Genomic DNA, 24,199 nt, shown 5'->3' with positions numbered 1-24,199 from the left:
ATCCTTCTACTTTTTCTACAGATTACTCTGTTATAAAACAGCTTTCTTGAACACCCTATAGACAAAAGGTATAATTTTGATTAGTATTGTTTTATATTTAGCATCACGAAATAATTAAGGAGAAACTAGATGAATAAAAAAAATAGAATAGCTTTAATTCTTTTAATGGTTAATATGTTTGTCACTATGAGTGCAATTGGTTTAATTATACCTATAATGCCCAACTACTTGAAGGAGTTCGGCGCTAAAGGAGCAGTACTCGGCTTTTTGATTTCTACTATAGCTTTTGCGCAATTTATCTTCTCTCCCATTGCCGGCAGTTTATCAGACAGGCTTGGCAGGAAGAAGCTAATCATCTTCGGCCTATTATTAAATGGGACATGCCAGATTTTATTTGGCCTATCTAATCACTTATGGGAACTATTTGTTTTGCGTTTTCTAATCGGTGTTGGGTCCGCCTTTATCACACCGCCTATCATGGCTTATGCTGCGGATATTACTACACTAGAAGAACGCGGAAAGGCAATGGGGCTTATCGGGGCTGCTATTTCTTTCGGCTTTATGGTTGGACCAGGGATTGGCGGCGCTCTTTCAAATGTAAGCTTACACTTCCCATTCTTTATAGCTGGTATCGCAGCTCTTATCGCAGGAATACTTTCTATCATTTTATTACCCAAAACGACACCTGCTGTTGAAGCACAACGAAGCGGAAATAATATTTTAAAAGAGATGGCAAATTCCTTTAAAAAGCCATACTTCATATTATTGCTTGTTGTATTTGTCTTCTCATTTGGTATTGCTAATTTCCAAGCTACATTATCAATGTTTTTGACATATAAATTTTCTTTCACTCCTAATGACATCGCCATCATTATGACTGTCGGTGGTTTTGTAGGTGTAATTGTTCAAGGCGTTCTGATCAACAAACTATTTAAACGCTTCGGTGAAATGAAGATCATATTAGTGAGCTTAATTGTAGCTGCTCTTGCTATGCTCGGAATGGTCTTTGTGAGTTTCTACTTCTCTATCTTGCTCGTAGCGACACTTTTCCAAACCGCAACAACCTTAATCAGACCTTCTGTTAATACAATGATTTCGAAGGTAGCGGGTAATGAACAAGGCTATGCGGCAGGTATGAACAATGCGTATATGAGTCTTGGAAACATGATTGGTCCTGCACTTGCAGGTACTTTATTGGACATCCATTTGAATACGCCATTTATTTTAGGCGCAATTATTCTAAGTATTTGTTATATCATTACCTTCACATGGAACCGTAAAAAGTTCTCCACTATGATGTAAAAAACGGCACGCAGTTCACTCACTGCGTGCCGTTTTCTAATTTAAAGGCTGTAATTCTATTCTATGCATTTCGTTTACATCCTATAAAATATCTATCTCTTTTTAAAATCTCTTAAAAATTGTTCTACAAAACGAACATTGATGTCCAATAACATTTCATCCGGCTGCAATGATGCATGATGCAGACCATATGGTGAATTTGCGCCAGTCCAAAACATCGCACCAGGAATCTCCTTTAAAAAGAAGCCGAAATCCTCTCCAGTCATGGCAGGCGGACATTCATACGGTGTGGTGCCGGCAACCTTTTCTGCTGTCTCTAGCAACTGCTTTGCACAATAGTCCTCATTGTATACTTGATAGTATGACGCCCCATAATCTATGCTTACTTCGCAATCATACGCTATTTCAATTGATTTACAGAGTGCTTCAATACGCTCTTTCATCAAAAGCATCGATTCGGCAGACATGGTACGAATTGTTCCTTCTAATCGAGCATCTTCTGCAATACTATTTTGGACATATCCTGAAACCATTTTACCGATGGTAATAACACCGCTATCTAATGGATTTAAATTTCGACTTACGATGGTTTGTAGCTGCATGATTAAATTAGCTGCTGCTACAGTCATATCCTTTGTATGCTGTGGAAAAGCTGCATGCCCTCCTACACCATGCAAATCAATAAATAGTTCTGATGTATTAGCAAATAACAAGCCTGCTCTTGTCGCAATTGTTCCTACAGGATATTCAGGTGCGATATGAAGCGCAAATAGATAGTCAGGTAATAAATCCTTACGCTCCCTTTCCATCCATTCAAGCATCGGTTTAGCGCCACCCGGTCCTTCCTCTGCAGGCTGGAAATAGATAATGGTCGTATTTATAGGCTGTTGCTCTGAAAAAGCTTTTATAAGCCCTATAGCAATGGCCATATGAAAATCATGACCGCATGCATGCATAAAACCCTGGTGTGTTGATTCATATGGCAAGCCTGTATTCTCTTCGATTGGCAAACCATCTATATCTGCTCGCCAACCTATTTTGAATGAAGGCCTCGTACCCTGGATTGTGAGAATAATACCTGTCTTCCATAGGTCTACTTGGAAATAACTCTTTTTTAACTCTTCTATAATAGCTAATAAGTATTTTTGCGTTTTGTCTTCTTGAAATCCAATTTCAGGAATTCTATGTAAATCCCTTCTTATCTCCACTAAAGACTTCATCGAAATGGCACCTCTTATATTTGTCGAAGATCCTGCATGATTTCAGATTTTGATTTCGTTTTTTCATCGATCTCTTTGATGACACGAGCCGGTGCACCAACTACTACTGTATACGGCGGCACGTCTTTTGTCACGATAGCACCTGCTGCTACTACAGCGCCTTCGCCGATTCGGCATCCCTCTAAAACAACAGCGTTCGCACCTATTAATACATTGTCTTCGACAACTACCGGATCTGCACTAGGTGGTTCAATAACCCCTGCAAGCACCGCTCCAGCTCCTATGTGGCAGTCCTTTCCAACAGTCGCACGACCGCCTAATACGGCATTCATATCAATCATCGTACGGTCGCCGATTTCAGCTCCAATATTAATGACACTGCCCATCATAATAACGACGTTTTGGCCAATTGTCACTTGATCTCTAATGATTGCTCCTGGTTCGATTCGTGCATGGATATCTAACAACTCTAGTGTTGGTACAGCTGAATTTCTTCGGTCATGCTCTACCACATAATCTTCTATCGTCTCTTTATTCTCTTCTAAGGCTTTTTTGATATCTTGCCATTCACCGAAGACAACCGCAGCATCTTTTTCACCAAAGACTTTGCTGTTTTCTCCGAAAGGAATGGAAGTGATATCTTTACCCTTCACATATACTTTTACAGGTGTAGCTTTTTTGGCATTGGCTAAATAAGAGATAATTTGTTCTGCATTCAACTTTTCCATTAGAAACCCCCCTATCAATTTCTACTATTGTACATGATAAAAAGGATAATTTCATTTATTTTTTGAATAATCATACAAACATTCCGCTTGTTTCTTCGCTACCTCCACAAAAGCGGCAACTTGGCGCAATTCGAAAGCAGAATCATATCCGATCAGCCAGGTATCCCTTGTAATATTGAATGCTTCTTCCTGATTTGTGAGAGGAATCCTGTTAACATCCTCTTGTCCCGTGAGTGTAATGGATGGAAGTATGGCATATCCGATACCGTTTAATGCCATTTGCTTGCATGTTTCGATCTGATCGACAATAATCTCATGCTTTGGATTAGATGAAAAATGCCGCTGCCACCATTGCTGTATTTCTTGATAATAATTCGAGTCACTTTTAAATTGTATGAATGGCCGAGTGGTTTTAAATACATCATCCAGCGTTTTTATTTCTGTATCGACTAAATAAAGAGTATCTCGAAATAGATGCTGCTTTTCTCCTTTCCAGTCTGTTTGTCCTCTGACAATGCCGACATGTGCCTCCCCATCATACAGCGCTTTGACAATCTCTGAGCTCCAACCAGTCATTAAGGAAATCTTGGCGTCAGGATATTCGGTCACAAAATCCTTTAATACTTTTGGGAGCCAGGTATGCCCAACGATGGAGGCACAAGCAATTTTTAATGTGCCGTGGACTTTAGAATTTAAGGCTTGTATGGATTCAAAAATTTCTTCTCTCTTTGTAATCATCTCTTCCGCATATTGAATAACTAGCTCGCCTGATGCAGTGGCTGTCAGTCCTTTTTGTGACCGAATAAAAAGCTGGGTACCCCAATCTTTCTCAATCGATTGCAGCCGTTGTGAAAGGGCTGGCTGTGATAAGAATAATCGCTCTGCGGCTTTGCGCATATTGCGCTCCTCTGCTAATACCTTAATAATTTGGGCATCATTGGTCATAGTCATAAATACCACTACTCCTTTTAAAATTCGTCATAATAGTTGTGGATAAAAAAAAGGCCCATGAAATGAGCCTTTCTATTACTCTAGCTATTCGGTTGATAGATATGTTTTTTTAATTGTTTTAAAATAACACGTCTTGTCATAATACCAACAAATGTTGAGTCATCATCTACAACACATAAAAAAGCATGGTTAATGACTAAATCTAATGCTTTTTGGAATTTATCATTAATATTTAACATGGCAACATCAGCATCCATGATGTCATTTACTTTTATTGTATCTAATTTTTCAAATTCAATGTGATCGAGACCTAAAATAGATTCAGTAATCATGCGCATACTAAGCAACCCCTGTAAACGATAATCCATATCCAGTACAGGGATAGAAGAATATCCTGTCTTTGTCAACACGAGTAAAGCATGCTCTGCGCTATTGCCTAATTGGACATGGGCAACTTTATCAGAAGGTATAATTAAATCTGCAATCGGCGCTTCAAGGAATTCTCTGCTACTTGTCGAAATCATAGTATTCTACTCCTTACTTGTTCATAAAGTGAACAATTAAAACTACAATTTCATCTTACCATATATTATTCAAAGATTTCCATTAATGACCGAAAAAGCGTATACATTTTTCAAAAGTTACCCTGCCCCTATTTTAACGATATGCCAAGATATTATAAAAGACAACAAAGGTAATAAATATCCCCGCGATCAAATAGCACCAAATAATGGGATTCAACATTGTCGGGTGATTTTCCACCGTCTCAGAATAATTTTGATCCTCTACAGTTGATTGAGCTGCTTGTTTTTTTGCAATGCCCATAGTCCAAAATAATGCTATACCTGCAATAAGAACGCAAACAATAATTAATGGCCATGTCAGTTCACCCGTGAAATTCAAGAAAAAACCTTCTTTCTTTTTCATGTAGTATGAAACATCTCCGATTAATTAATGCATGGAATATGACTTAAAAATTCCTTATCACTTTTTTAAAGGAATTTCCTTCATTAGCTCATAAATCGGCAACGGTTTGCTGAAGAGAAATCCTTGAGCCTTTTTACATTGCTGCTTTTTTAAGAAACCAACGTGTTCTTCTTTCTCTACACCTTCTGCTATGACATCTAAGCCTAGATTATGAGCGAGATGGATAATGGTTTGAGCAATAGCCTTGTCCTTTTCATCTGTATCCATATCACGGATAAAAGATTGATCAATTTTTATAATATCAATTGGGTACCTTTTAATATAGCTTAATGAGGAATAGCCTGTTCCAAAATCGTCAACTGAAATAATCAGCCCCATACTCTTTAGTTGTTTTAGAATCTTCATCGTATCTTCTGCATCCGTCATAGAGCTCTCTGTGATTTCGAGTTCTAACAGAGATGGTTCAATTTCATACTTTTCTAAAAAATAAAGAATCTTGGATGCTAACTGATCTTCGCGAAATTGTTTTGGCGAAATGTTGACTGCAATTCGGATATTAGAGATACCTTGTACTTTCCATTCATATAATTGCTTACATGCTTCCTCCAGTACCCAATTACCTATATCTACGATAAGCTCTGACTCTTCTGCGAGTGGTATAAAAACACCAGGTGAAACAAAACCAAATTTCGGATTTTGCCAGCGCAACAATGCCTCGAAACTTGTAATGGTTTCTGTTTCTAAATCTATTTGCGGTTGGTAATACACCATTAATTCATTTTTTTCAATGGCTCTGCGCAGATGAGCTTCCATGAGAGCTGTGTTTTCGAGTTGATTTTTCATTTTGCTTTGGTAAAAACGATATGAAGATCGTCCTTTTTCTTTAGCATATAATAAAGCTTGATTTGCTTTTTGCAAGAGCTCCTCAATAGAAGCCCCATCATCAGGAAAATAGGTTATACCAATAGAAGCTGTTGTAGCTAATTCAGAATCCTCGATAAGAAACGGTTTTTTCATACTGTAGATGATATCCGCAGCCACTTGCTGTACTTGCTCTTTTTGAACATTTTGCAGGACAGCAACAAAATTATCGCCATTCAACCGATAGATTGATCCTATACTCTTGGTTATCTGAGAAACACGTTCAATAGCTGCGTTGATTATCATATCGCCTGCAGCAGTCCCATACGTTTTATTGACCCTTTTAAAGCGGTCGAGATCAATGGACAATATGGCTGATTTTTGATTCGTTCTCATCGAGTCTTTTATAATTTCCTTAAAATGTACGCTTAGCGCCTTACGATTCCATGAACCTGTCAGTTGGTCATGATAGGTAAAATAACTCGTGTCGCTTTCACATTCACGAGAAGGCGTTATATCACGCAATATTAGAAGGATTTTAGAGACTTTTTGCTCTGTTAGCATTGGAATACTTTTTATAAAAACAATAACAGATTTTCCTTCTATTGTTTTAAGGCCTATATCCGCTAACTCAATACTCTTTTGAGAAGAGATTGTTTCATCTATAAGCTTTTGTATCTCTTCCCTTGCAAATAGACTCACATATTTGTCTATTTGTAGGTTTGCCCCAACAAATCCAAATTTGCCATTTGCCGCAGCATTGCTGTGAAGAATATTGCCTTCTTTATCCACTACTAAAATAGGGTCGAAATTTTGTTCAAGTAATTCAAGAAACGCTGGATCTTGTGGATGCTTATGTATTGTACAGTAATAGAATTGATCTTCGGAAACCGTCTCTTCCGTAACAGTTAATAAGTGTTCTAGATTCTCAAAAGCTGCCGTCTCATTAGCGCACACTGTTAGAATCATTGTTTTCAAATGTTGCCAAATTACGCTTGGCAAATAACGGTGAGCTAACTCTGTTTTTGGAAAGTGGAGCCCTCCAAATTCATTTTGTGCCATGTCATTAGCATACATTATAGAGTACTGTTCGTTAGATTTACGAATAAGGACAGAAAGACCACTCTGTTCTATACTGCTATATTGATTTACTATATATTGCAAAGACTTTTGGTCTAAAGTTGTTTTTTTCATTTAGCGCCTCCACAAAAAGGTGTACTTTAGACTATCATAATAGATTTCAAAAGAATTATATAGATTAAAAACAAAAATTTTTTGAATTTAATGAACCCTTTTTACCTATTTTCCATAAAAAGTCGCATTCAAAAAATAATTAATAATCCCTACTATGCGTTTAGTCCCATTTCGCTTCCTTCATTTATTATTTTCACTCTGTTTTTTGTTAAGAGGTTTATAGCATGCTTATTTGGGATAAAAGAGATAATTAGAAAGTATATTCTTCTGTATATACAGATATAATTGATTGGTATTATAATAGAAAAAGTAAGACCTCATCATGTTGTTTTAAGGTTTTGGAGGCAGTTATATTTCCGCTCGGGGCTATCTTGCACCCGTGTAATATGCGCCAAATCATTCTATTATCTTGTATGAGAAGTGTTTTTTCTTTTGTTTCCATACTATTCCTTTATATTGAAATTATTTTTTTAGCAGAAAGGTAGGAATACGATGAGCAATCGCCCCCACAATGGAGATATAGCTACAGCGATTTATATAGTTAATAAACATGCAAAAACTGCCCCTGATAATAAAACTCTTTATACATTAAAGCGATTAGCCCTCGATAAGATGATTAAGATGGGATGCGCAAAAAAAATAGGACTTCAATTCGTCAAAAGACCACGGTTTAGCCAACAGCAGTCCGCTGTGGTCATTCAATGTTCTGATTACTATTTCCACTCATTGCCGAAGAAAGAAGACTTCAAGGAATTGCCTCATTTAGGTCACTTAGATGAGAATTATCGAAACCCTAGACGTAGTATGAGTCTAAGCAAGGCAAAACAAATATTGACTAACTTCCTTGAGCCGGAAGCTTCTCCATCTTCTATCCCTAAACGAAAAAAAAGAACTCCTCGAAGCATTTACGAGGAGAACAGAAAAAAAGGACTTTACCAAATGAACAGCTATTTTTATGGCCATTAAAAAAACCGGAGAATTCTCTCCGGTTTTTATAATACATATTGATCGATTTTTAAAATTAAATCAGCTATTTCTGGCTTGCTGATTTGGTCTTCAGCTCCCACTTTTTCTCCTTTATGTCTCAAATCATCTGTTATAAGGCTTGAAAAAATGATGACAGGCAATTTGCTTAATACAGGATGAGATTTCACCTGTTTTGTTAAATGATGCCCATCCATTTGCGGCATTTCAATATCTGTTACCATCAATTGGACATATTCGCTAATATCATCTGTTTTTTCCGCAATGCTTAACAAATATTCTAATGCATCTTTTCCATTCTCAAAAAATTCGACATTCGCATAGCCAGCCTCTTCCATCGTATCGTGCAGGAGTTTACGTAAAAGTGGTGAATCTTCTGCAATCACGATTTTCTTTTCAGAGCGGCTTCGTTGTCCTAACTTTTTAATGGAAGACACATTAATACCGGAGTCAGGATTGATATCTACCATAATCTTTTCAAAATCAAGCAATAATAGCATTACATCATTTTGCTTGATGACACCGATGACTTGTGAATTTCCCCCTTGATACATATCTGACGGCTTTTCTATAAGATCCCATGAGATACGGTGGATTTGCGTTACATTATCTACATGAAAGACAACTCGTTGTCTATTAAACTCAGCTACAATATACTTATGCTGTTCGCTATAAGGCGTATTGGACAATCCCAAAACCTTTTTCATATCAACAACCGGCAAAACCTCACCGCGCAATTGGATAATGCCTTCTACATGTGGGTGTGCATGCGGAATAAAAGTAACAGGTATAGGTTGAATTATCTCTTTTACTTTAATAACATTAATACCGAATTTGTTTGTCCCCATTTGGAACTCAACTATTTCAAGCTCATTTGTACCGCTCTCAAGCAAAATACCTTTATTTTCATTCATCTGAGCTAATACCTCCTACAATTCTCCCATAATTACCCCAATTGTATCATATTACATCATTTGCATATAGAAGAATTATTGACAATAAGTAGTCAATTTTTGCATTAACATCAAACCACGTAGCTCAAAAGTAACTAACTTTTATAATAATCAACTAATGCTTGAGTACCTAAATCATCATATCCCTTTTGCGATAACTCCTCGTACATTCCTTTTGCAAGAGATAGACCCGGCAATTGGAGTTCCATCATTTCTGCTTCTTTTAAGGCAATGCCCATATCCTTGATGAAGTGTTTAATATAAAATCCTGGTTCTAGGTCTCCCTTAACAATACGTGGAGCTAAATTGCTTAAAGACCATGATCCAGCTGCTCCGGTGGATATGGATTGAAGTACTGTATTAATGTCGAGCCCTGCTTTCTTGCCATAAACGATTGCTTCACATACACCAATCATATTGCTCGCAATGGCAATTTGGTTGCACATTTTTGTATGCTGTCCCGCTCCAGCCTCTCCTTGATAAATAATATGTTCACCAAATAATTCAAATACAGGTAGTACTTCTTCAAATACATCCTTTTTGCCGCCTACCATGATGGAAAGTGTCCCATTTTTCGCGCCAATGTCTCCACCTGAAACAGGAGCATCCAATGCTTCCATCCCTATAGTCTCAGCATGTTTAGCAATTTTTTTAGCTAGGGTTGGCTGAGATGTAGTCATATCAACTAATCTTGTTCCCTCTTTGCTCATTTTAAAAATACCGTTTTCTCCAAAATAAACTTCTTCCACATCCTGCGGATAGCCTACCATCGTGAAAACAATTTCGGTATTTTCCGCTGCTTCGCCTGGACTTTCAAACCAGCTTGCCCCTAGTTCGATTAAAGCTTCCGCTTTTGCTTTTGTTCGCGTATAAATATGTACTGTGTGTCCTGCTTTTAATAAATGCATGGCGATACTTGATCCCATTACACCAGTTCCAATAAAGCCAATGGTCCATTTTTTCATATTATGACTCCCCCTTTTTATTGTTGTGTTCATTATATCAGAATTTTCATTCCTCTTTATTATACAAGAACTTTCTTAGTACAAAAAAAGAGCAGATACGTAAAGTACCTGCTAAAGAAAGGGGGAAATGAGATTGTTGCTGTGTTCTTTATTATTATTCCACGCTACAACAAATTCTAAACCACCTTGTGTAAATTTTTTTATATAGTGTAAGTAGATAGCCAAAAGTATTACCAAGGCTTATTGTGTCTTTCATTTGCTGGAAGTAAATAAATCTACAAAAAAAGATAACTCCTAATAGGAGTTATCCTTTAAAATTTCACTAAATCTTCATCCTTAGGATAATCTTGTTCATGCTCTTGTTCTTGCTGATAAGTGTTTAGTAAATGATCTAACTTTTTACTTAAGCGGATGGTTTCAATATTAGAAAATCCCTTCTCGATACCTGATTGAATCATTTTTTCACGTGTATTTTCTAATTTTTTTAAAATGGACTCAGACATCCACCATCCTCCTCTCAGTAAAGTATTGTTTTTCTTATCCTATTGCAGATGTAGCTTGTCTTATGAAATTCTATTTTAACTTCGCGGTTCTTTCAAGTAAACATAGATTATATCTCCACCTTGTTTGGCGATCCCTTGAAAATGCTTAAAGTCTTCTCTTTTAATTAATTCTTCTCTCAGTTGATAAAATTCATGTTTATCTACTTTTAATTCTTGAATGTTTCCATTTTTTAAATCGTCTAACTTTTGTATGTAATCGTTCATATTCGCAACTCCCTTTACGTATAATATCAAAAATCTACATAAAATGGTTTTCACTTTACGAAATAACTATTTTAAGGCAAACTGTAAAGTAACTAAAGTTAAAGGGGCTGGTACTTATGAAAATAGCTGAAATTGGGAATGTCATTGAATTCGGAAATGGACTACAGGGAATTGTCGAGAAAGTGAATGAGAATTCTGTGATCGTGAATCTAACGTATATGGAGAATTTCAATTCACTTGAGATTGAAGAAAAAACTGTTGTTAACCATAAACGCTATAAAATATTAGCAGCTGCTAATAACAATTAATATAACGCATTACATATTCTTCAACCATGTTGTCTCTACGAATACCAAACATTTTGTGCTGCTCTATAAGAGCGGCATTTTTTATTAAACAACCTATAAATACTTCTATTGTCTGTTTGTCTTTTTACGTTTAGCATTTTCCCTAGATCCTCTTTATACTGTAATGCCCTCTATTATTATGACAAAAAGAGCGATGTATGTGTCTTACATCACACCACTCTTTTGATCTTAATAAGACAAATCTTTAATTGAGAGCCCTAGTTTTTTTAATAAATCAATAGCTAGGTCTTTTTCTTCCCCAGTCAATACACTTGTAATTTCATGCAATTGTTGTTCATGCTTAGGAAACAGCTCGTCCATAAACTCAGTACCTAGGGGTGTAATTTCAGCATATGTTATGCGCCGATCAGATGGACATGATACGCGCGTTAAGTAACCTCTTTTTTCTAATTTATCAACAACATAAGTGATTGACCCGCTAGCCAGTAAAATCTTATTTCCTATTTTTTGGAGGGGCTGTCTTCCTTTATGGTAAAGTAATTCCAACACAGCGAATTCTGTAGGATTTAATCCATTCTCCTGGAAGAATTGGTTTGTGCACTCATTTATAGCTTTTGTTGCCCTCGAAAGTACAATAAAGAGTTTCAATGACTGCTTTATTTCATCTTGTGTTGCCATTCTTGTTCATCCCTTATAATAAATCTTGATTTTAAGATATTATACCGCTGTGGTTAATACTTTGTCAAAAGGGTGATGTTATACAGAATAAAAGCAATCGCTCTGTTCTGTAAGATCAGCGAAGTCTATTTCCAAGCTTTTTTCTGCCACCATCTCTCTTTGTTTTTGGATTACAAGTGGAAAATCAATACTGAATATCGTGCCCTCTCCTACTTTGCTTGTGGCTGTGATTTTACCATTATGTTCTTCAACAGTTTTCGCCACAAAAGCAAGGCCTAATCCAGTACCTTCTGATTTAGTAGTGTAGAAGGGAGTAAAGATATTTTCCAAATCGTTTTCAGACATACCTGTACCACTATCTTCAATCGAGATGGTCACTTTATCGTAATACTTGATTTGTTGTCGAATGACAATCTTGCCACCTGAAGGCATAACCTCAAAAGCATTCTTTAATAAATTGATTAGCACCTGCTTCAGTTTGTGGCTATTCCCTAAAATTAAATCTTCTTGATAAAGGTTTTTCTCATATTCTATCTCTACATGCTGCATAATTGATTGGGGCTGCATCAGCTCAATCGTCTCTTCCATTAACTCGCTAAATGAGAAAATATTCATCTCATAGCCACCTGGCTTGGATAAATCTAAGAATTCATTTACAATATTTTCGATACGCTCGATTTCTCTGTCCAAAACAGATAAATAACGCTTATTTTCACCTGTGGCTGTCATTTTCATTAAATCTGTAAAACCCTTTAATGTTGTCATAGGGTTTTTAATTTCATGTGCGATACTTGCTGCCATCTCACCGACCATTTGAAGTGTTTGCTGGTGTTCCAGCCGATTCATCATCATAATTCTTTCCGTTTCATCGCGAATAATTGTTAAATGAATATCATCCTGGCTGTCATAATTGCTCAATAACTGTATATAGCGCGTGCCCTCTTTCATTGGCACTTGAACGGTTAATTCTCCCTTGCCCGTTTCTTTTAAAGAACAGAAGAATTTATGGATATCATACCCTTCATTAGGGAATAACTTCCACAAAATAGAGATATCTTGTCCAATGATACTATGCAGGGAAACATTTAATAATTTGGCGGCCATTTCATTCATCTCAACAATTCGCTTATCAGCATCAGTTAAGAGAAGACCACTCTCAGATTGGTCAAAAACACGTCGGAACTTTTTCTCAACGGCGAGATGCTTATCAACTTTACTAGTAACCTCCGAGTAGTGGAAGCATAGTAAAATCCAATCGTATACATCTGAATAGCAGCTCGTTACTTTCATATCCTCTATTTTAGAGTTTAAGGTGTTAATAGACATCTTCTCAGTTGTATACGAACGAGTTTTAGTATTTTCAACAATCTTCTTCCATACATCGTAGGAATCTTCGCTTAGCCAATTTTTTATATCAATATCTTCTTCTACTTGTAAGTGTTCTTTGGCCAATTCATTAGCAAATAAAATATGGAATCTGTGGTCAACAATTATAATTGGTTCTTCACATTCTTGAAATGTAAAATCAAAATTACTGAAAAATCGTTGCGGCATTAACTAATCACCAATCCCTTCTTTTTATCATTCTATGAATTTCGCCAATAAATTATGACATCAAATTAGCACTAAATAAGATGAAACTCTACTAAATAGGAGTTTTAATGTCCTAAATTACCTCCGTTCGAAATTAAATTATTAATATTCAGATTATTTCATATAAATCAAATTCTATAAATAGGACTTTTTACTTTAAATTTTTTTGTATAATTACGCTAGTATCTTTATCTTAAAACAACTCTGTTAAATATACAAGATATTTCCACTCGACAAATTAGCTAAAAGGAGATTCCCTATGAATATTGTTCTTGCAACACTAAATGCCAAATATATCCACACTAATCTCGCTATCAGATATTTAAAAGCTTATGCCCAGCCTGACTTCAACCCAGTTCTTGCAGAGTATACGATTAAAGACCCTACTTTTAATATCGTATCTGATCTCTATCGAAAATCTCCAGATATCCTCGGATTCAGTTGTTATATCTGGAATATTGAAGAAACAATCAAAGTAATACAAATGGTGAAGAAAGTCAGCCCTCATACGAAAATTGTCCTAGGAGGCCCAGAAGTAAGTTATGATGTCCATGTTTGGCTCAAGCGTTTAAAAGAAGATGTTGACTGCATTATTATGGGCGAAGGTGAGCATTCTTTTAAACAACTACTTCATTATTACCATGGACAAATTCCTCTTTCTGAAGTGCCAGGCATCGCTTATTTAAAAGAGGATAAGGTTGAAATACATCAAGCGGCACAAAAAGTTGATTTGCGTGACATGCCTAGCCCTTATCGTTTTGAAGAAGATCTTCCCCATCTATCAAAGCGAATAGCCTATATTGAGACAAGTCGTGGCTGTCCTTTTAACTGCCAATTTTGCCTTTCTTCTATAGAAGTTGGTGTTCGCTACTTTAACCGCGAAAAAATAAAAGAAGATATACGATATTTGATGAATAACGGCGTCCGGACGATAAAGTTTGTCGATCGTACTTTCAACATTAGCAGAAGCTATGCAATGGAAATGTTCCAGTTTTTAATAGATGAACATCAAGAAGGTGTCGTATTCCAATTTGAAATTACAGCAGATATCATGCGTCCAGAAGTTATTCAATTTTTGAATGACAATGCACCCAAGGGTTTGTTCCGCTTTGAAATTGGCGTACAATCGACAAATGACTTAACCAATGACCTAGTGAAGCGAAGACAAAACTTCTCCAAATTAACTCGTACAGTGACAATGGTAAAAGAAGGAGGCAAAATTGATCAACATTTAGATTTAATAGCAGGACTTCCAGAAGAAGATTATCACAGCTTCCGCCAAACATTTAATGACGTATTTGCTCTACGCCCAGAAGAATTACAGCTAGGTTTCTTAAAGTTACTGCGTGGCACTGGACTGCGCCTGCAAGCGAAACAATACGGCTACGATTATGTGGATGTAGCTCCATATGAAATTGTCGCAAATAATGTGCTAAGCTTTGATGATATGCTTCGGATTAAACAAACCGAGGATATATTAGAGAAATATTGGAATGATCACCGAATTGATTATACGATAGATTATTTGGTCAGTAGCGTCTTTGAAACACCATTTGATTTCTTCCAAGAATTCGGAACCTATTGGGACAATCAAGGCTGGTCACGTATAGGCCACCAGCTTGAAGATTTATTCTTACGCTTGATAGCATTTCTAGAACAGCGCGGAAACGTAAATATGAATATCATTGTAAGTTTGCTGCAGCTAGACTATTTAAAAGCACAGCGTTTCCAGCCTCGTAAACCTTGGTGGAAAAATCAGCTACCTGAAATTAAATCAAAAGATATACTGAAAGAAATACGCTTACACCCTGAAATGGCCGGCAGTGCATTTGCCCAATTCAATGTAGGAGAAAAAGAACTGTATAAGCATACACTGCTTCTGCCTTTCTATATCGATTTAGATTTACTGAATAATAATAATGAGGTCAAAGAGTGCAATGGTTATCTAATGACCTATTTCCGCAAAGATGGAGCTCCGTACTTTGCTTTTATCCGTGAAGAACAAATGGCTTACAGTTAATCATGTATGCAAAAAAAGGGCTCCTCTAAGGAGCCCTTTTTAAAATACTCAAGCTTAATTTATCCATTTACAAACTATCCAATAATAACCCGTTCCTTCGGATAATGATATTTCGTCTGTTTCGCTTTTCCGCCAAGAGAGTAAAGGAATGAAATCATTCCTACCCTGCCTATAAACATTAAGAAAATCATAACAACTTTCCCAATGCTAGAAAGGTGCTCAGTTAACCCTAATGACATACCACATGTACCGAACGCTGATGTGATTTCAAAGAGAATTTCAATCAACGATGCATGCGATTCAGTTAATGATAAGATCATTGTTGCTAATACTACTAAGCATGTAGACAAAATAATCACCACATAGGATCGAAAAACATCCAGGACATGGATTTCACGATGAAAAATTTGAATATCCTGCTTATTTCGTGCAAAGTTGATTAAAAATAAAATAGCAATCGCTAAAGTGGTTGTACGAATACCTCCACCAACAGAACTTGGAGACGCACCAATAAACATTAATAGGCTTAAAAAGATATCTGTCGCTTGATGGAACTGCGTTACATCAATAGTCGTTAATCCTGCTGAACGTGCAGAGACTGAATGAAACATAGCTGTAAAGAATGCTTGATGCCAGCTCATCCCTTTAAATGCATTGAATGCCTCAAGTAACAGGATAACTGCTGTCCCCACTATGAATAAAATAGCGTAGGTAGACGTGGTGATTTTTGTGAAAAGTGAAAACTTAAAGTTTGGCGTCTTATTTGACAAAAAGGCCTTCACTTCAATTAACACCGGAAAACCAATAGCACCAAGCGCGATCATAATCATATTAATAACTTGAACAAAATAATCATGTCGGAATAGATACATAGAATTACCTGTAATATCAAATCCTCCATTTGTAGTCGCTGATATAGCTGCAAAGAACCCATTATAGAGCGCTTCTAAAAATGTATCAAAATACTGAGTGAAATATAGTGTTAAAATCGCAGTGCCTATTAATTCAATCATTAGAAGAAGCTTGATGATTTCTTTAATCAAATGGACAACACCTGATAAATTATATTGATTATGATCCACCATGATTAATTGCCTTTCACGCAGCCCAATCTTCTTTCCAAAAATAAGCCAAGTAAAGGTACCTAATGACATAATACCAATTGCGCCGAGCTGCATAATAACCGACAACATAATAACCCCAAAAACAGAGTATGTTTCAGAAATATTATTTACAGTCAGCCCAGTAACGCTAACAGCACTCACAGCAGTAAATAAACTGTCTAGCAAAGATACATGGACATTTTCCTTATGCACACCAGGTAAAATTAATAAGATGAATGAAATAGCGATCGCTATAAAATAGTAAGTCACGATTGCTTGGAACGGCGTTAACCGCTTTTTAAAACCTTTTGCTGAAGCCATTATTTCGGTCCTTTCATTGTTAACCAAGATACATACACACTATTGTATTGAATAATGAACGAAAAAGGAAGGGTATTAGGGAAAAGATTTACTCTTTGCTATCTTTCCCTTTTTAAGCAAAAAAAAATCCCATTCCCTACTACAGGGAATAGGATTTCCTATCTTTATTTTTCTGGTTCATTTAAGGATTTTGTTTTATGACTTACACTCAATATATAACCACCCGCAAGGATAAGAAGAAGAACAACCCAAAATATCACTTTCCAAGCAATTGAATGTGGGAAATCCTCGTCTAAAATACCAACCTGTGGATGTGCAAGAGTCATCACGCCTAGTTTTACACCAACCCAGCCTACAATCATAAATGCTGCTGTTTCAAATGAAGGATATTTCTGTAATAACGAAACAAACCATTGTGCAGCGAATCTCATAATAATCAAACCGATAATCCCACCTAAGAACATGACCGCAAATTGTCCTGCATTAATGCCTCCGATAGAAAAATCTCCCATGTGAGGCAAGGTAACAGCAAGTGCAACAGCTGCCAACATTGAATCTATCGCAAACGCTAAATCTGCCATTTCTACTTTCACTACTGTTGCCCAAAATCCTGAAGCTTTCTTTTGTTTAACAGAATCTGAAGAACCTGTTTGATGCTTTTTCATATCATACAGATGCTTTCCTGAAACAAATAGAAGATAGATTGCACCTATTGCTTGTATCCACCACCACTTTACTAAAAAAGTGATTAAAAAAAGTGCTGCAAAGCGCAATACAAACGCACCAATCAAACCATAAAAGAGCGCCTTTTTTTGTTGAAGTGGCGGTAGATGTTTCACCATTACAGCCATGACCACCGCATTATCTGCCGCAAGCAGACCTTCTAATACTATTAATATTAATAGTACCCATCCGTACTCTAGTAAAATCGTTTCCATAAAAGTTATTTCCTCCCTTAAATTTGAAAATAAAAAGACCTCTGCCTATAAAAGGCAAAGGTCTCGCTTAGCATTCGTCATTTTTGGATGCTTCTCATAACCGATGGCGTTGCTGCCATGTAATGACGATTATGAGGTAGGTTTCCCTATAGCTACTCCCCTTTGACATGTGTCAAAAGAAGTTATACAGTTTGTTAACTCAGTATAGCAAAAAGTATTCAAAATGTAAATGCATTTTTGTAGATGAAAACATTTGAATTACAATAAGCTATATAAGCGAATATCCGGATTTTTATCATTAAACCAACGCATAGCAAATTCATTTTCGAATAAGAATACGTAGTTGTTAAAACGGTCATGCACTAGCATGCTGCGCGGGCCGGACATTGATTCTTTGACATCTTCTTCGTTTTCAATCCAACGGGCAATTTTACTGCCAATTGGCTCCATATGAACATCTACATTGTATTCATTTTTCATACGGTTTTCGAAAACTTCAAATTGAAGCTGCCCAACAGCACCCAAGATCACATCTTCTGTGTGTAGAGTTTTATAGTATTGGATGGCCCCTTCTTGCACCAACTGCTCAATACCTTTATGGAAATGCTTAGACTTCATAACGTTTTTAGCTGTTACACGAACAAACAGTTCAGGTGTAAACTGCGGAAGCTTTTCGAATTGGAATGTTTTCTTTCCGCCGACAATCGTATCACCGATTTGATATGTTCCGGTATCATAGAGACCAATAATATCGCCTGCTACCGCTACATCAACAGTCTCGCGGTCATCAGCCAAAAATTGAGTAGATTGTGTCACTTTAAAGGATTTTTTCGTACGAGATAAAGTGATGTTCATACCGCGTTCAAACATACCTGATACAATCCGGACAAACGCAATACGGTCCCTATGCGCTGGGTTCATATTTGCTTGAATTTTAAAGATAAAACCTGAGAATTCTTGATCCAACGGCTCTACAATTGTTTCCTCTTCTGTCAAACGAGGCTGAGGCGTAGGTGCGAATTCTAAATATGTTTCTAAAAATGTTTGAACACCAAAATTTGTTAAAGCAGAACCAAAGAATACTGGTGTTAATTCCCCTCTTTTGATACGCTCTTTTGAAAAGCTATTTCCCGCTTCATTCAACAGCATAATATCATCCATTGCTTGCGTATAGTAGGATGTTTTTTTCATCTCATGGTCAACAGCAAGCTCGCCGTTTTCATCTAACGGTAAAAAGCGTTCATCTTCTTCTGTACGGAATTGTTCAATTCGGCTATTGTAACGGTCATAAATGCCAAGGAATTCTTTCCCCATACCGATTGGCCAGTTCATCGCATACGATTCAATGCCCAATACTTCTTCTAGTTCTTCCATTAATTCTAAAGGCTCTTTACCTTGACGGTCTAATTTATTGATGAATGTAAAGATCGGAATACCTCGCATACGGCATACCTTAAATAACTTCAACGTTTGGGCTTCAATCCCTTTCGCTGCATCAATAATCATGACAGCACTGTCAACAGCCATTAACGTACGGTACGTATCTTCTGAGAAGTCTTGGTGTCCAGGTGTATCCAAAATGTTTACACGGCAATCATTATAGTCAAATTGCATAACAGAGGAAGTAACAGAAATCCCCCGTTGTTTTTCAATCTCCATCCAGTCAGATGTCGCAAATTTGCCAGATTTCTTCGCTTTGACAGTACCCGCATCACGAATAGCACCACCAAAGTATAATAATTTTTCGGTCATCGTTGTTTTACCAGCATCCGGGTGAGAGATAATGGCGAACGTACGACGGGCTAATATATCTTGTTCAAGCTTAGCACTCATATTGTAATCTCCTTTATTTCTTTAAATAGTGATTTTTGCCTGGGATCTATAGTTAGTCTACATCGGATTCATCCTTTAATATTTTTCACTAAGTGAATTTTTATATTTTAATTTTAATGAAAGATTTGGAATACCTTCACAATCAGTTATCCCATTTTCTTGTAGAATTATAACTTCGCCGTTTTTTAATTAAAACTTAACCTTGCAATTATATCAAAAAAAGTGAGGGTATTCATACCCTCACTTTTCTTAAATGATGTAATTTTAATTATCGATTAGGTAAGTTGAATTTTTCCCTTGCAGCTGCTAGAGCAATCTCTGCATCGCTGTGTGGGTATTTTTCATTGCCAATGATTTGATAATCCTCATGACCTTTCCCTGCAAACAAAATAACATCGCCGGGTTCAGCCACTTCGATTGCATGGCGTACAGCTTCTGCACGATCACCGATACAACGATATTGATCATGCTGCATCCCTTTTTCTAAACCACTTAGAATGCTGCCATATTCTTCATAACGCGGATCATCTGTCGTTAATATAACATAATCAGCTGCAGAGGCTTTTTTAGCCATATCCGGACGTTTTAATTGGTCACGGTTGCCGCCTGTGCCTATTAGAAAAATGAGCTTATTTTTCTTATATGGCATTGCAGCAGTAATAGCTTTTTCAATTGCATCAGGTGTATGAGCATAATCAACGAAGATTTGTATAGGGAAATTCTTTGGCGATACTTGTTCCATACGGCCTTTTACAGGTTTTAATTGTTCTAGCTGTTCAATAATTTCTTGTACTTTATATCCTTTGCAATATAATGCGGCTGTAGCAGCTAAAGCATTATAAATATTAAATTCGCCAAGCAATTGCAATTCAACGCTAAATGTTCCTTCTGGCGTTACCATGTCAAAATAGGTGTGATGGTCATGATACTCACAGTTAATGGCTCTAAACAATGCGTCTTCATTGTGCAGACCATAAGTCCATATTGGATATGGGGTAAGACCCGCATATTTTTCAGACCACTTATCATCTGCATTTAATACAGCATGTTTATCTTTCTCAAGATCTTGGCCAAGCTGAGAGAATAACAAACCTTTTGCATTTCCGTATTCCTCCATCGATCCATGGAAGTCAAGATGGTCATGTGTTAGGTTTGTAAAAATAGCAACATCAAAGTCTACGCCCGCAACACGGCCTAAAACAAGACCGTGAGAGGAAACTTCCATTACCATTGTTTCACAGCTCTCCGCTTTGGCGCGGAATATCATTTGTTGTGTAGATAATGCATCACTTGTTGTGTTGCCTGATTCGTATAAAATTCCGTTCAAATTAAAGCCAATAGTTCCTTTTAATGCAGAACGAACGCCAAGCCCCAATAAAATATTTTCGATCATTGTAGCGACACTTGTTTTGCCGTTTGTTCCCGTCACTCCGAACATTATCAAGTCTGTTGATGGATAGTCAAAAAACCGTGCTGACAAAAGGCCAAGCGCTCGATTTGTATCGCTAACGATGACTTGCGTTACATCTCCTGACAAATCAAGTTGCTTTTCAGTAACGATAATAGTAGCACCTTGGTCAACCGCATTCTGGGCAAAGTCGTGCCCATCGACTGTATAACCTTTAATGCATATAAATATACTTTTGGGTTCTACACCACGAGAATCAATCGCAATGTTTTTTATTTGATCTGGCAATGTTCCAATGACTTTTTTACTCGGTAAACATTGTAATAACTGTGTTGCTTGCATTCTTTATTTCCTCCTATTACTCGTCACACATGGTTGACGCCACATACGCAGATACAAGTTGAGCTGTATTCTTAATTGAATCAATATGTGTCCGTTCATACGCGTGAGATGACTCAATCCCTGCACCAAATAATGCATGCCGTATATCAAAACCAGCGCGAATGGCGGCAGAAGCATCTGAACCATAGTAAGGATAAATATCTAGTTTGTAATCTATGTTGCTTTCTTTTGCGAGCTTGACTAAATGCTGTGTCAGCTCATAGTGATAAGGACCGCTTGAATCCTTCGCACAAACGGAAACAGTATATTCATCAGATGATTGGCCGTCACCAATCGCTCCCATATCTACAGCTATATATTCGACAACCTCAGAAGGTATGCTTGCATTGCCGCCATATCCAATTTCCTCGTTGTTTGAAATATAAAAATGCGTTGTATACGGCAATTCGATCTTTTCAGCCACGATTGTTTTCACGAATTGAAGCAGTATAGCTGCACTTGCTTTATCATCCAGATGTCTAGATTTAATGAAACCTGTTTCAGTTGCTTCATAACGGGCATCAAAAGAAACAAAGTCGCCTACTTCTATACCGATTGATCGGCTGTCCTTTTCATTAAACACCTTTTCATCAACTCGAACTTCGATATGTTCCTCATTGCGGGGTAGCTCGCCTGCTTTCTTGTATACGTGAACAGATGTTTCGTGCATGAGAATGGTACCTCGGATTTTTTTGCCGGAAGCCGTATGGATGGTACAGGACTCACCCTCTACAGCATTCCATCTGAAACCGCCCACCATCGTCAGTGCCAGGCGACCGTTTGATTTGATTTCTTTTACCATAGCGCCCAATGTATCAACATGAGCTGTCAGCAAGCGATGGCGTTGCGTATTCTTGCCTTCAAGTGTAGCAATGACAGCACCCTTATTTGTTTTGATGAATGGAACATTATTATCTTCCAAATATTCACTAATAAAATTCATAATTTTTGTTGTATAGCCTGATGGACTTGCAATATTCACTAATCTTTCTAGCAATTCAACTGTTTCTTCTTCGTTAAATCTATTTTTCAATGCAATTCCCCCTACTTGTTCTCTCATCATATCAAAATAGGACATTTTACGACAACGTAAAATCATGTATGATGGAAGTATGAAAATATTTAGTACTTCCGAGGTGTCTTAATGAAGCACTCTACCATATTAAGAAAAAAGAATCGCTTCGTACTGTTAATTTTAGTAGCGGCGACCATTTTTCATACATTGATTAATTTACTTGGATTAATAGATGATGGCCAACTCTTAACGCTTTCGTCTATTCTATTTTGTATCTGTATTGGTATATTAACCTATTTTAAGATTGATGAACGACTGATTTGTATTCTGTTGGCAATAGGACTCAATTCATTTGTTGTACTGATTAATCTATACTTTAATTATACACATCATTTGGTCCTCTTTATATTATTACTTTTTATCTTAGCTATCTATCATTCTTTTTGGCTGAATTTTGCTATGATGTCTATCTCATTGATTGAATTTTATTTTCTATTAAAATTTCATTATGAGCCCTTTTCTAAATTCTATAATTCAACAGATATGACGATATTCTTTTTAATTTTTATATTCTTAGCGGTAATTGGAATTATTCAAAGCAACTATTTGAATTATAGATGGAAAAAGGTTGAACAAGTAGCTGAAGAGAAACAGCAAGAATTATTGTCAAAAGAAGGCTACCTGCACCTATTTTTTGAAAATGCGAAAGATAGTATTGCCGTTTTTGATTTGGAAGGACGTGTAGTAGCAGTAAACCCTGCTTTTGAAAAATTGTATGGATGGCGTAAAGAAGAATGTATTGGAAACGAGATTCCGCTTGTTCCACCAGAAAATTTAGCGTATGCAAATGAGCGTTTACGCCATTTGTTAAATGGAGAAAGCTTCCATTTATTCGAGACAAAGGATATGAAAAAAGACGGTACTTACTTTGATGCTCAAGTAACACTTTCACCAATACTTGACGATGAAGGCAAGGTTATTGCCACATCTGTCATTACTAGAGATATATCCTATAAAAAAGAAGCCGAACAAATGCGAATCCAGTCAGAAAAGTTAAAAGTTGCAGGTGAAATTGCTGCTGGGGTCGCTCATGAAATTCGTAATCCTTTAACGGTGATTTCTGGTTTTGTTCAAATGATGAATAATGAGCAAAATTCGCCTTACACCTACTATACAAATCTAATTAACGCAGAGATTGACCGTATAAATTTAATCATTAGCGAGTTCTTAGTTCTGTCGAAACCTCATTCAAAACAAGTGAGAGATTTTGATGTTAAACATGTGGTATCTGATATCTTATTATTGTTCAAACCAGAGTTACAAATGAAAAATATTTGTCTACTAGAGGATATTCCGGATAACAATATTGTATTAAGAGGTGACTCTAATCAAATCAAACAGGTCTTAATTAATTTGATAAAAAACGCAATCGAAGCGATTGAAACTGATGGCACCATTACGATTTCGATTAAAGAAGCAGAAGAAGGTTATTGTGCGATTCGAGTGGCAGATAACGGGCAGGGAATGTCTGAGGAAGTCATTCAACATATTTTCGAGCCATTTTATACAACAAAAGATGCTGGGACAGGGCTTGGTATGATGATCTCTGAAAAAATTATTCAAGAGCATAAAGGTTGGATAGAAATCAACAGCAGGGTTGGAGAAGGAACTGAAATATCCATTTTCCTAGAAATGCTGTCTGAATCGTAAGAAGTTACAATAAAGCTATTTTGTATTTAGATAAAATTT

Annotated in this window: 22 protein-coding genes; 5 read left to right on the top strand and 17 right to left on the bottom strand. The window is 36.7% G+C overall.

Annotated elements, in window-relative coordinates; genetic code table 11:
• Positions 1-129 precede the first annotated feature (129 nt).
• Positions 130-1,302, top strand: a complete 1,173-nt coding sequence (locus tag AC6CHJ_RS03165) for an MFS transporter (RefSeq protein ID WP_147194401.1) — start codon at positions 130-132, stop codon at positions 1,300-1,302.
• A 92-nt stretch (positions 1,303-1,394) separates the two neighbouring features.
• Here the strand turns inward: AC6CHJ_RS03165 and AC6CHJ_RS03160 are convergent, their stop codons facing one another.
• The 6 genes from AC6CHJ_RS03160 to AC6CHJ_RS03135 all read right to left on the bottom strand — a co-directional run bounded on the left by AC6CHJ_RS03160 (position 1,395) and on the right by AC6CHJ_RS03135 (position 7,183).
• Positions 1,395-2,522 carry an N-acetyldiaminopimelate deacetylase gene (locus AC6CHJ_RS03160; RefSeq protein WP_392994767.1) on the bottom strand — a complete coding sequence of 376 codons (1,128 nt, stop codon included), beginning with the start codon at positions 2,520-2,522 and terminating at the stop codon, positions 1,395-1,397.
• 14 nt (positions 2,523-2,536) lie between these two features.
• Positions 2,537-3,250, bottom strand: coding sequence for a 2,3,4,5-tetrahydropyridine-2,6-dicarboxylate N-acetyltransferase (dapD, locus tag AC6CHJ_RS03155; protein ID WP_147194407.1), 714 nt, complete (start codon positions 3,248-3,250; stop codon positions 2,537-2,539).
• Positions 3,251-3,301: 51 nt separating this feature from the next.
• Positions 3,302-4,195, bottom strand: a complete 894-nt coding sequence (gene ccpC / locus AC6CHJ_RS03150; protein ID WP_066791831.1) for a transcriptional regulator CcpC — start codon at positions 4,193-4,195, stop codon at positions 3,302-3,304.
• Between the two features lie 86 nt (positions 4,196-4,281).
• Positions 4,282-4,725 carry a cyclic-di-AMP-binding protein CbpB gene (gene cbpB, locus AC6CHJ_RS03145; protein ID WP_147194410.1) on the bottom strand — a complete coding sequence of 148 codons (444 nt, stop codon included), beginning with the start codon at positions 4,723-4,725 and terminating at the stop codon, positions 4,282-4,284.
• A 133-nt stretch (positions 4,726-4,858) separates the two neighbouring features.
• Complete coding sequence (locus tag AC6CHJ_RS03140; protein WP_147194412.1) at positions 4,859-5,104, bottom strand: hypothetical protein; 246 nt, start codon at positions 5,102-5,104, stop codon at positions 4,859-4,861.
• Between the two features lie 81 nt (positions 5,105-5,185).
• On the bottom strand, positions 5,186-7,183 hold the full coding sequence (locus AC6CHJ_RS03135; protein WP_498287263.1) for a putative bifunctional diguanylate cyclase/phosphodiesterase: 1,998 nt from the start codon (positions 7,181-7,183) through the stop codon (positions 5,186-5,188).
• Between the two features lie 492 nt (positions 7,184-7,675).
• Here AC6CHJ_RS03135 and AC6CHJ_RS03130 point away from each other — a divergent pair, with 492 nt between their 5' ends.
• The gene (locus AC6CHJ_RS03130; RefSeq protein WP_147194418.1) at positions 7,676-8,149 is read left to right on the top strand and encodes a YkyB family protein; all 474 of its coding nucleotides are present in this window, start codon (positions 7,676-7,678) and stop codon (positions 8,147-8,149) included.
• Positions 8,150-8,175: 26 nt separating this feature from the next.
• Here AC6CHJ_RS03130 and AC6CHJ_RS03125 read toward each other — a convergent pair whose 3' ends face one another.
• The 4 genes from AC6CHJ_RS03125 to ykzS form a co-directional block, all read right to left on the bottom strand.
• Complete coding sequence (locus AC6CHJ_RS03125; protein WP_147194421.1) at positions 8,176-9,081, bottom strand: chemotaxis protein; 906 nt, start codon at positions 9,079-9,081, stop codon at positions 8,176-8,178.
• 134 nt (positions 9,082-9,215) lie between these two features.
• The gene (locus tag AC6CHJ_RS03120; RefSeq protein WP_498287261.1) at positions 9,216-10,085 is read right to left on the bottom strand and encodes an NAD(P)-dependent oxidoreductase; all 870 of its coding nucleotides are present in this window, start codon (positions 10,083-10,085) and stop codon (positions 9,216-9,218) included.
• 311 nt (positions 10,086-10,396) lie between these two features.
• Entirely contained in the window at positions 10,397-10,588 is a 192-nt protein-coding gene (locus tag AC6CHJ_RS03115) for an aspartyl-phosphate phosphatase Spo0E family protein (protein ID WP_147194427.1), read from the bottom strand.
• 75 nt (positions 10,589-10,663) lie between these two features.
• On the bottom strand, positions 10,664-10,852 hold the full coding sequence (ykzS, locus tag AC6CHJ_RS03110; protein ID WP_066784949.1) for a protein YkzS: 189 nt from the start codon (positions 10,850-10,852) through the stop codon (positions 10,664-10,666).
• Between the two features lie 116 nt (positions 10,853-10,968).
• Here ykzS and AC6CHJ_RS03105 point away from each other — a divergent pair, with 116 nt between their 5' ends.
• Positions 10,969-11,160, top strand: a complete 192-nt coding sequence (locus tag AC6CHJ_RS03105; protein ID WP_066784945.1) for a YkvS family protein — start codon at positions 10,969-10,971, stop codon at positions 11,158-11,160.
• A gap of 228 nt (positions 11,161-11,388) precedes the next feature.
• Here the strand turns inward: AC6CHJ_RS03105 and AC6CHJ_RS03100 are convergent, their stop codons facing one another.
• Together AC6CHJ_RS03100 and AC6CHJ_RS03095 are read right to left on the bottom strand one after the other, a co-directional pair.
• A complete protein-coding gene (locus tag AC6CHJ_RS03100) occupies positions 11,389-11,838 on the bottom strand; it encodes a MarR family winged helix-turn-helix transcriptional regulator (protein WP_147194433.1) in 450 nt (149 codons plus the stop codon).
• Positions 11,839-11,916: 78 nt separating this feature from the next.
• Positions 11,917-13,392, bottom strand: coding sequence for a PAS domain-containing sensor histidine kinase (locus AC6CHJ_RS03095; RefSeq protein WP_498287259.1), 1,476 nt, complete (start codon positions 13,390-13,392; stop codon positions 11,917-11,919).
• A 298-nt stretch (positions 13,393-13,690) separates the two neighbouring features.
• Between AC6CHJ_RS03095 and AC6CHJ_RS03090 the strand changes: the two genes are divergently transcribed.
• Positions 13,691-15,451, top strand: a complete 1,761-nt coding sequence (locus AC6CHJ_RS03090) for a B12-binding domain-containing radical SAM protein (RefSeq protein ID WP_147194440.1) — start codon at positions 13,691-13,693, stop codon at positions 15,449-15,451.
• Between the two features lie 74 nt (positions 15,452-15,525).
• Here the strand turns inward: AC6CHJ_RS03090 and AC6CHJ_RS03085 are convergent, their stop codons facing one another.
• The 5 genes from AC6CHJ_RS03085 to AC6CHJ_RS03065 all read right to left on the bottom strand — a co-directional run bounded on the left by AC6CHJ_RS03085 (position 15,526) and on the right by AC6CHJ_RS03065 (position 22,468).
• Positions 15,526-16,875 (bottom strand): TrkH family potassium uptake protein, encoded by a 1,350-nt coding sequence (locus AC6CHJ_RS03085; protein WP_147194443.1) that lies wholly within the window; start codon positions 16,873-16,875, stop codon positions 15,526-15,528.
• Between the two features lie 164 nt (positions 16,876-17,039).
• On the bottom strand, positions 17,040-17,813 hold the full coding sequence (locus AC6CHJ_RS03080; protein ID WP_147194445.1) for a TerC family protein: 774 nt from the start codon (positions 17,811-17,813) through the stop codon (positions 17,040-17,042).
• Between the two features lie 258 nt (positions 17,814-18,071).
• Entirely contained in the window at positions 18,072-19,646 is a 1,575-nt protein-coding gene (locus AC6CHJ_RS03075; RefSeq protein ID WP_147194448.1) for a peptide chain release factor 3, read from the bottom strand.
• 268 nt (positions 19,647-19,914) lie between these two features.
• Entirely contained in the window at positions 19,915-21,396 is a 1,482-nt protein-coding gene (locus AC6CHJ_RS03070; protein ID WP_147194451.1) for a UDP-N-acetylmuramoyl-L-alanyl-D-glutamate--2,6-diaminopimelate ligase, read from the bottom strand.
• 16 nt (positions 21,397-21,412) lie between these two features.
• Positions 21,413-22,468: a M42 family metallopeptidase gene (locus AC6CHJ_RS03065; protein WP_147194454.1), complete on the bottom strand. Its 1,056-nt coding sequence runs from the start codon at positions 22,466-22,468 to the stop codon at positions 21,413-21,415.
• A 111-nt stretch (positions 22,469-22,579) separates the two neighbouring features.
• Between AC6CHJ_RS03065 and AC6CHJ_RS03060 the strand changes: the two genes are divergently transcribed.
• Entirely contained in the window at positions 22,580-24,160 is a 1,581-nt protein-coding gene (locus AC6CHJ_RS03060; RefSeq protein WP_392994871.1) for a two-component system sensor histidine kinase NtrB, read from the top strand.
• The last annotated feature ends 39 nt before the right edge of the window (positions 24,161-24,199 follow it).

The organism is Rummeliibacillus sp. GQ308 (assembly GCF_059759115.1).
This window is presented reverse-complemented; position numbering and strand designations above follow the sequence as displayed.

Excerpts from the sequence above, each read along its gene's own strand:
- AC6CHJ_RS03165 (WP_147194401.1), top strand. The coding sequence starts at position 130 with ATGAATAAAAAAAATAGAATAGCTTTAATTCTTTTAATGGTTAATATG.
- AC6CHJ_RS03160 (WP_392994767.1), bottom strand. The coding sequence starts at position 2,522 with ATGAAGTCTTTAGTGGAGATAAGAAGGGATTTACATAGAATTCCTGAA.
- dapD (WP_147194407.1), bottom strand. The coding sequence starts at position 3,250 with ATGGAAAAGTTGAATGCAGAACAAATTATCTCTTATTTAGCCAATGCC.
- ccpC (WP_066791831.1), bottom strand. The coding sequence starts at position 4,195 with ATGACCAATGATGCCCAAATTATTAAGGTATTAGCAGAGGAGCGCAAT.
- cbpB (WP_147194410.1), bottom strand. The coding sequence starts at position 4,725 with ATGATTTCGACAAGTAGCAGAGAATTCCTTGAAGCGCCGATTGCAGAT.
- AC6CHJ_RS03135 (WP_498287263.1), bottom strand. The coding sequence starts at position 7,183 with ATGAAAAAAACAACTTTAGACCAAAAGTCTTTGCAATATATAGTAAAT.
- AC6CHJ_RS03130 (WP_147194418.1), top strand. The coding sequence starts at position 7,676 with ATGAGCAATCGCCCCCACAATGGAGATATAGCTACAGCGATTTATATA.
- AC6CHJ_RS03125 (WP_147194421.1), bottom strand. The coding sequence starts at position 9,081 with ATGAATGAAAATAAAGGTATTTTGCTTGAGAGCGGTACAAATGAGCTT.
- AC6CHJ_RS03120 (WP_498287261.1), bottom strand. The coding sequence starts at position 10,085 with ATGAAAAAATGGACCATTGGCTTTATTGGAACTGGTGTAATGGGATCA.
- AC6CHJ_RS03115 (WP_147194427.1), bottom strand. The coding sequence starts at position 10,588 with ATGTCTGAGTCCATTTTAAAAAAATTAGAAAATACACGTGAAAAAATG.
- ykzS (WP_066784949.1), bottom strand. The coding sequence starts at position 10,852 with ATGAACGATTACATACAAAAGTTAGACGATTTAAAAAATGGAAACATT.
- AC6CHJ_RS03105 (WP_066784945.1), top strand. The coding sequence starts at position 10,969 with ATGAAAATAGCTGAAATTGGGAATGTCATTGAATTCGGAAATGGACTA.
- AC6CHJ_RS03100 (WP_147194433.1), bottom strand. The coding sequence starts at position 11,838 with ATGGCAACACAAGATGAAATAAAGCAGTCATTGAAACTCTTTATTGTA.
- AC6CHJ_RS03095 (WP_498287259.1), bottom strand. The coding sequence starts at position 13,392 with ATGCCGCAACGATTTTTCAGTAATTTTGATTTTACATTTCAAGAATGT.
- AC6CHJ_RS03090 (WP_147194440.1), top strand. The coding sequence starts at position 13,691 with ATGAATATTGTTCTTGCAACACTAAATGCCAAATATATCCACACTAAT.
- AC6CHJ_RS03085 (WP_147194443.1), bottom strand. The coding sequence starts at position 16,875 with ATGGCTTCAGCAAAAGGTTTTAAAAAGCGGTTAACGCCGTTCCAAGCA.
- AC6CHJ_RS03080 (WP_147194445.1), bottom strand. The coding sequence starts at position 17,813 with ATGGAAACGATTTTACTAGAGTACGGATGGGTACTATTAATATTAATA.
- AC6CHJ_RS03075 (WP_147194448.1), bottom strand. The coding sequence starts at position 19,646 with ATGAGTGCTAAGCTTGAACAAGATATATTAGCCCGTCGTACGTTCGCC.
- AC6CHJ_RS03070 (WP_147194451.1), bottom strand. The coding sequence starts at position 21,396 with ATGCAAGCAACACAGTTATTACAATGTTTACCGAGTAAAAAAGTCATT.
- AC6CHJ_RS03060 (WP_392994871.1), top strand. The coding sequence starts at position 22,580 with ATGAAGCACTCTACCATATTAAGAAAAAAGAATCGCTTCGTACTGTTA.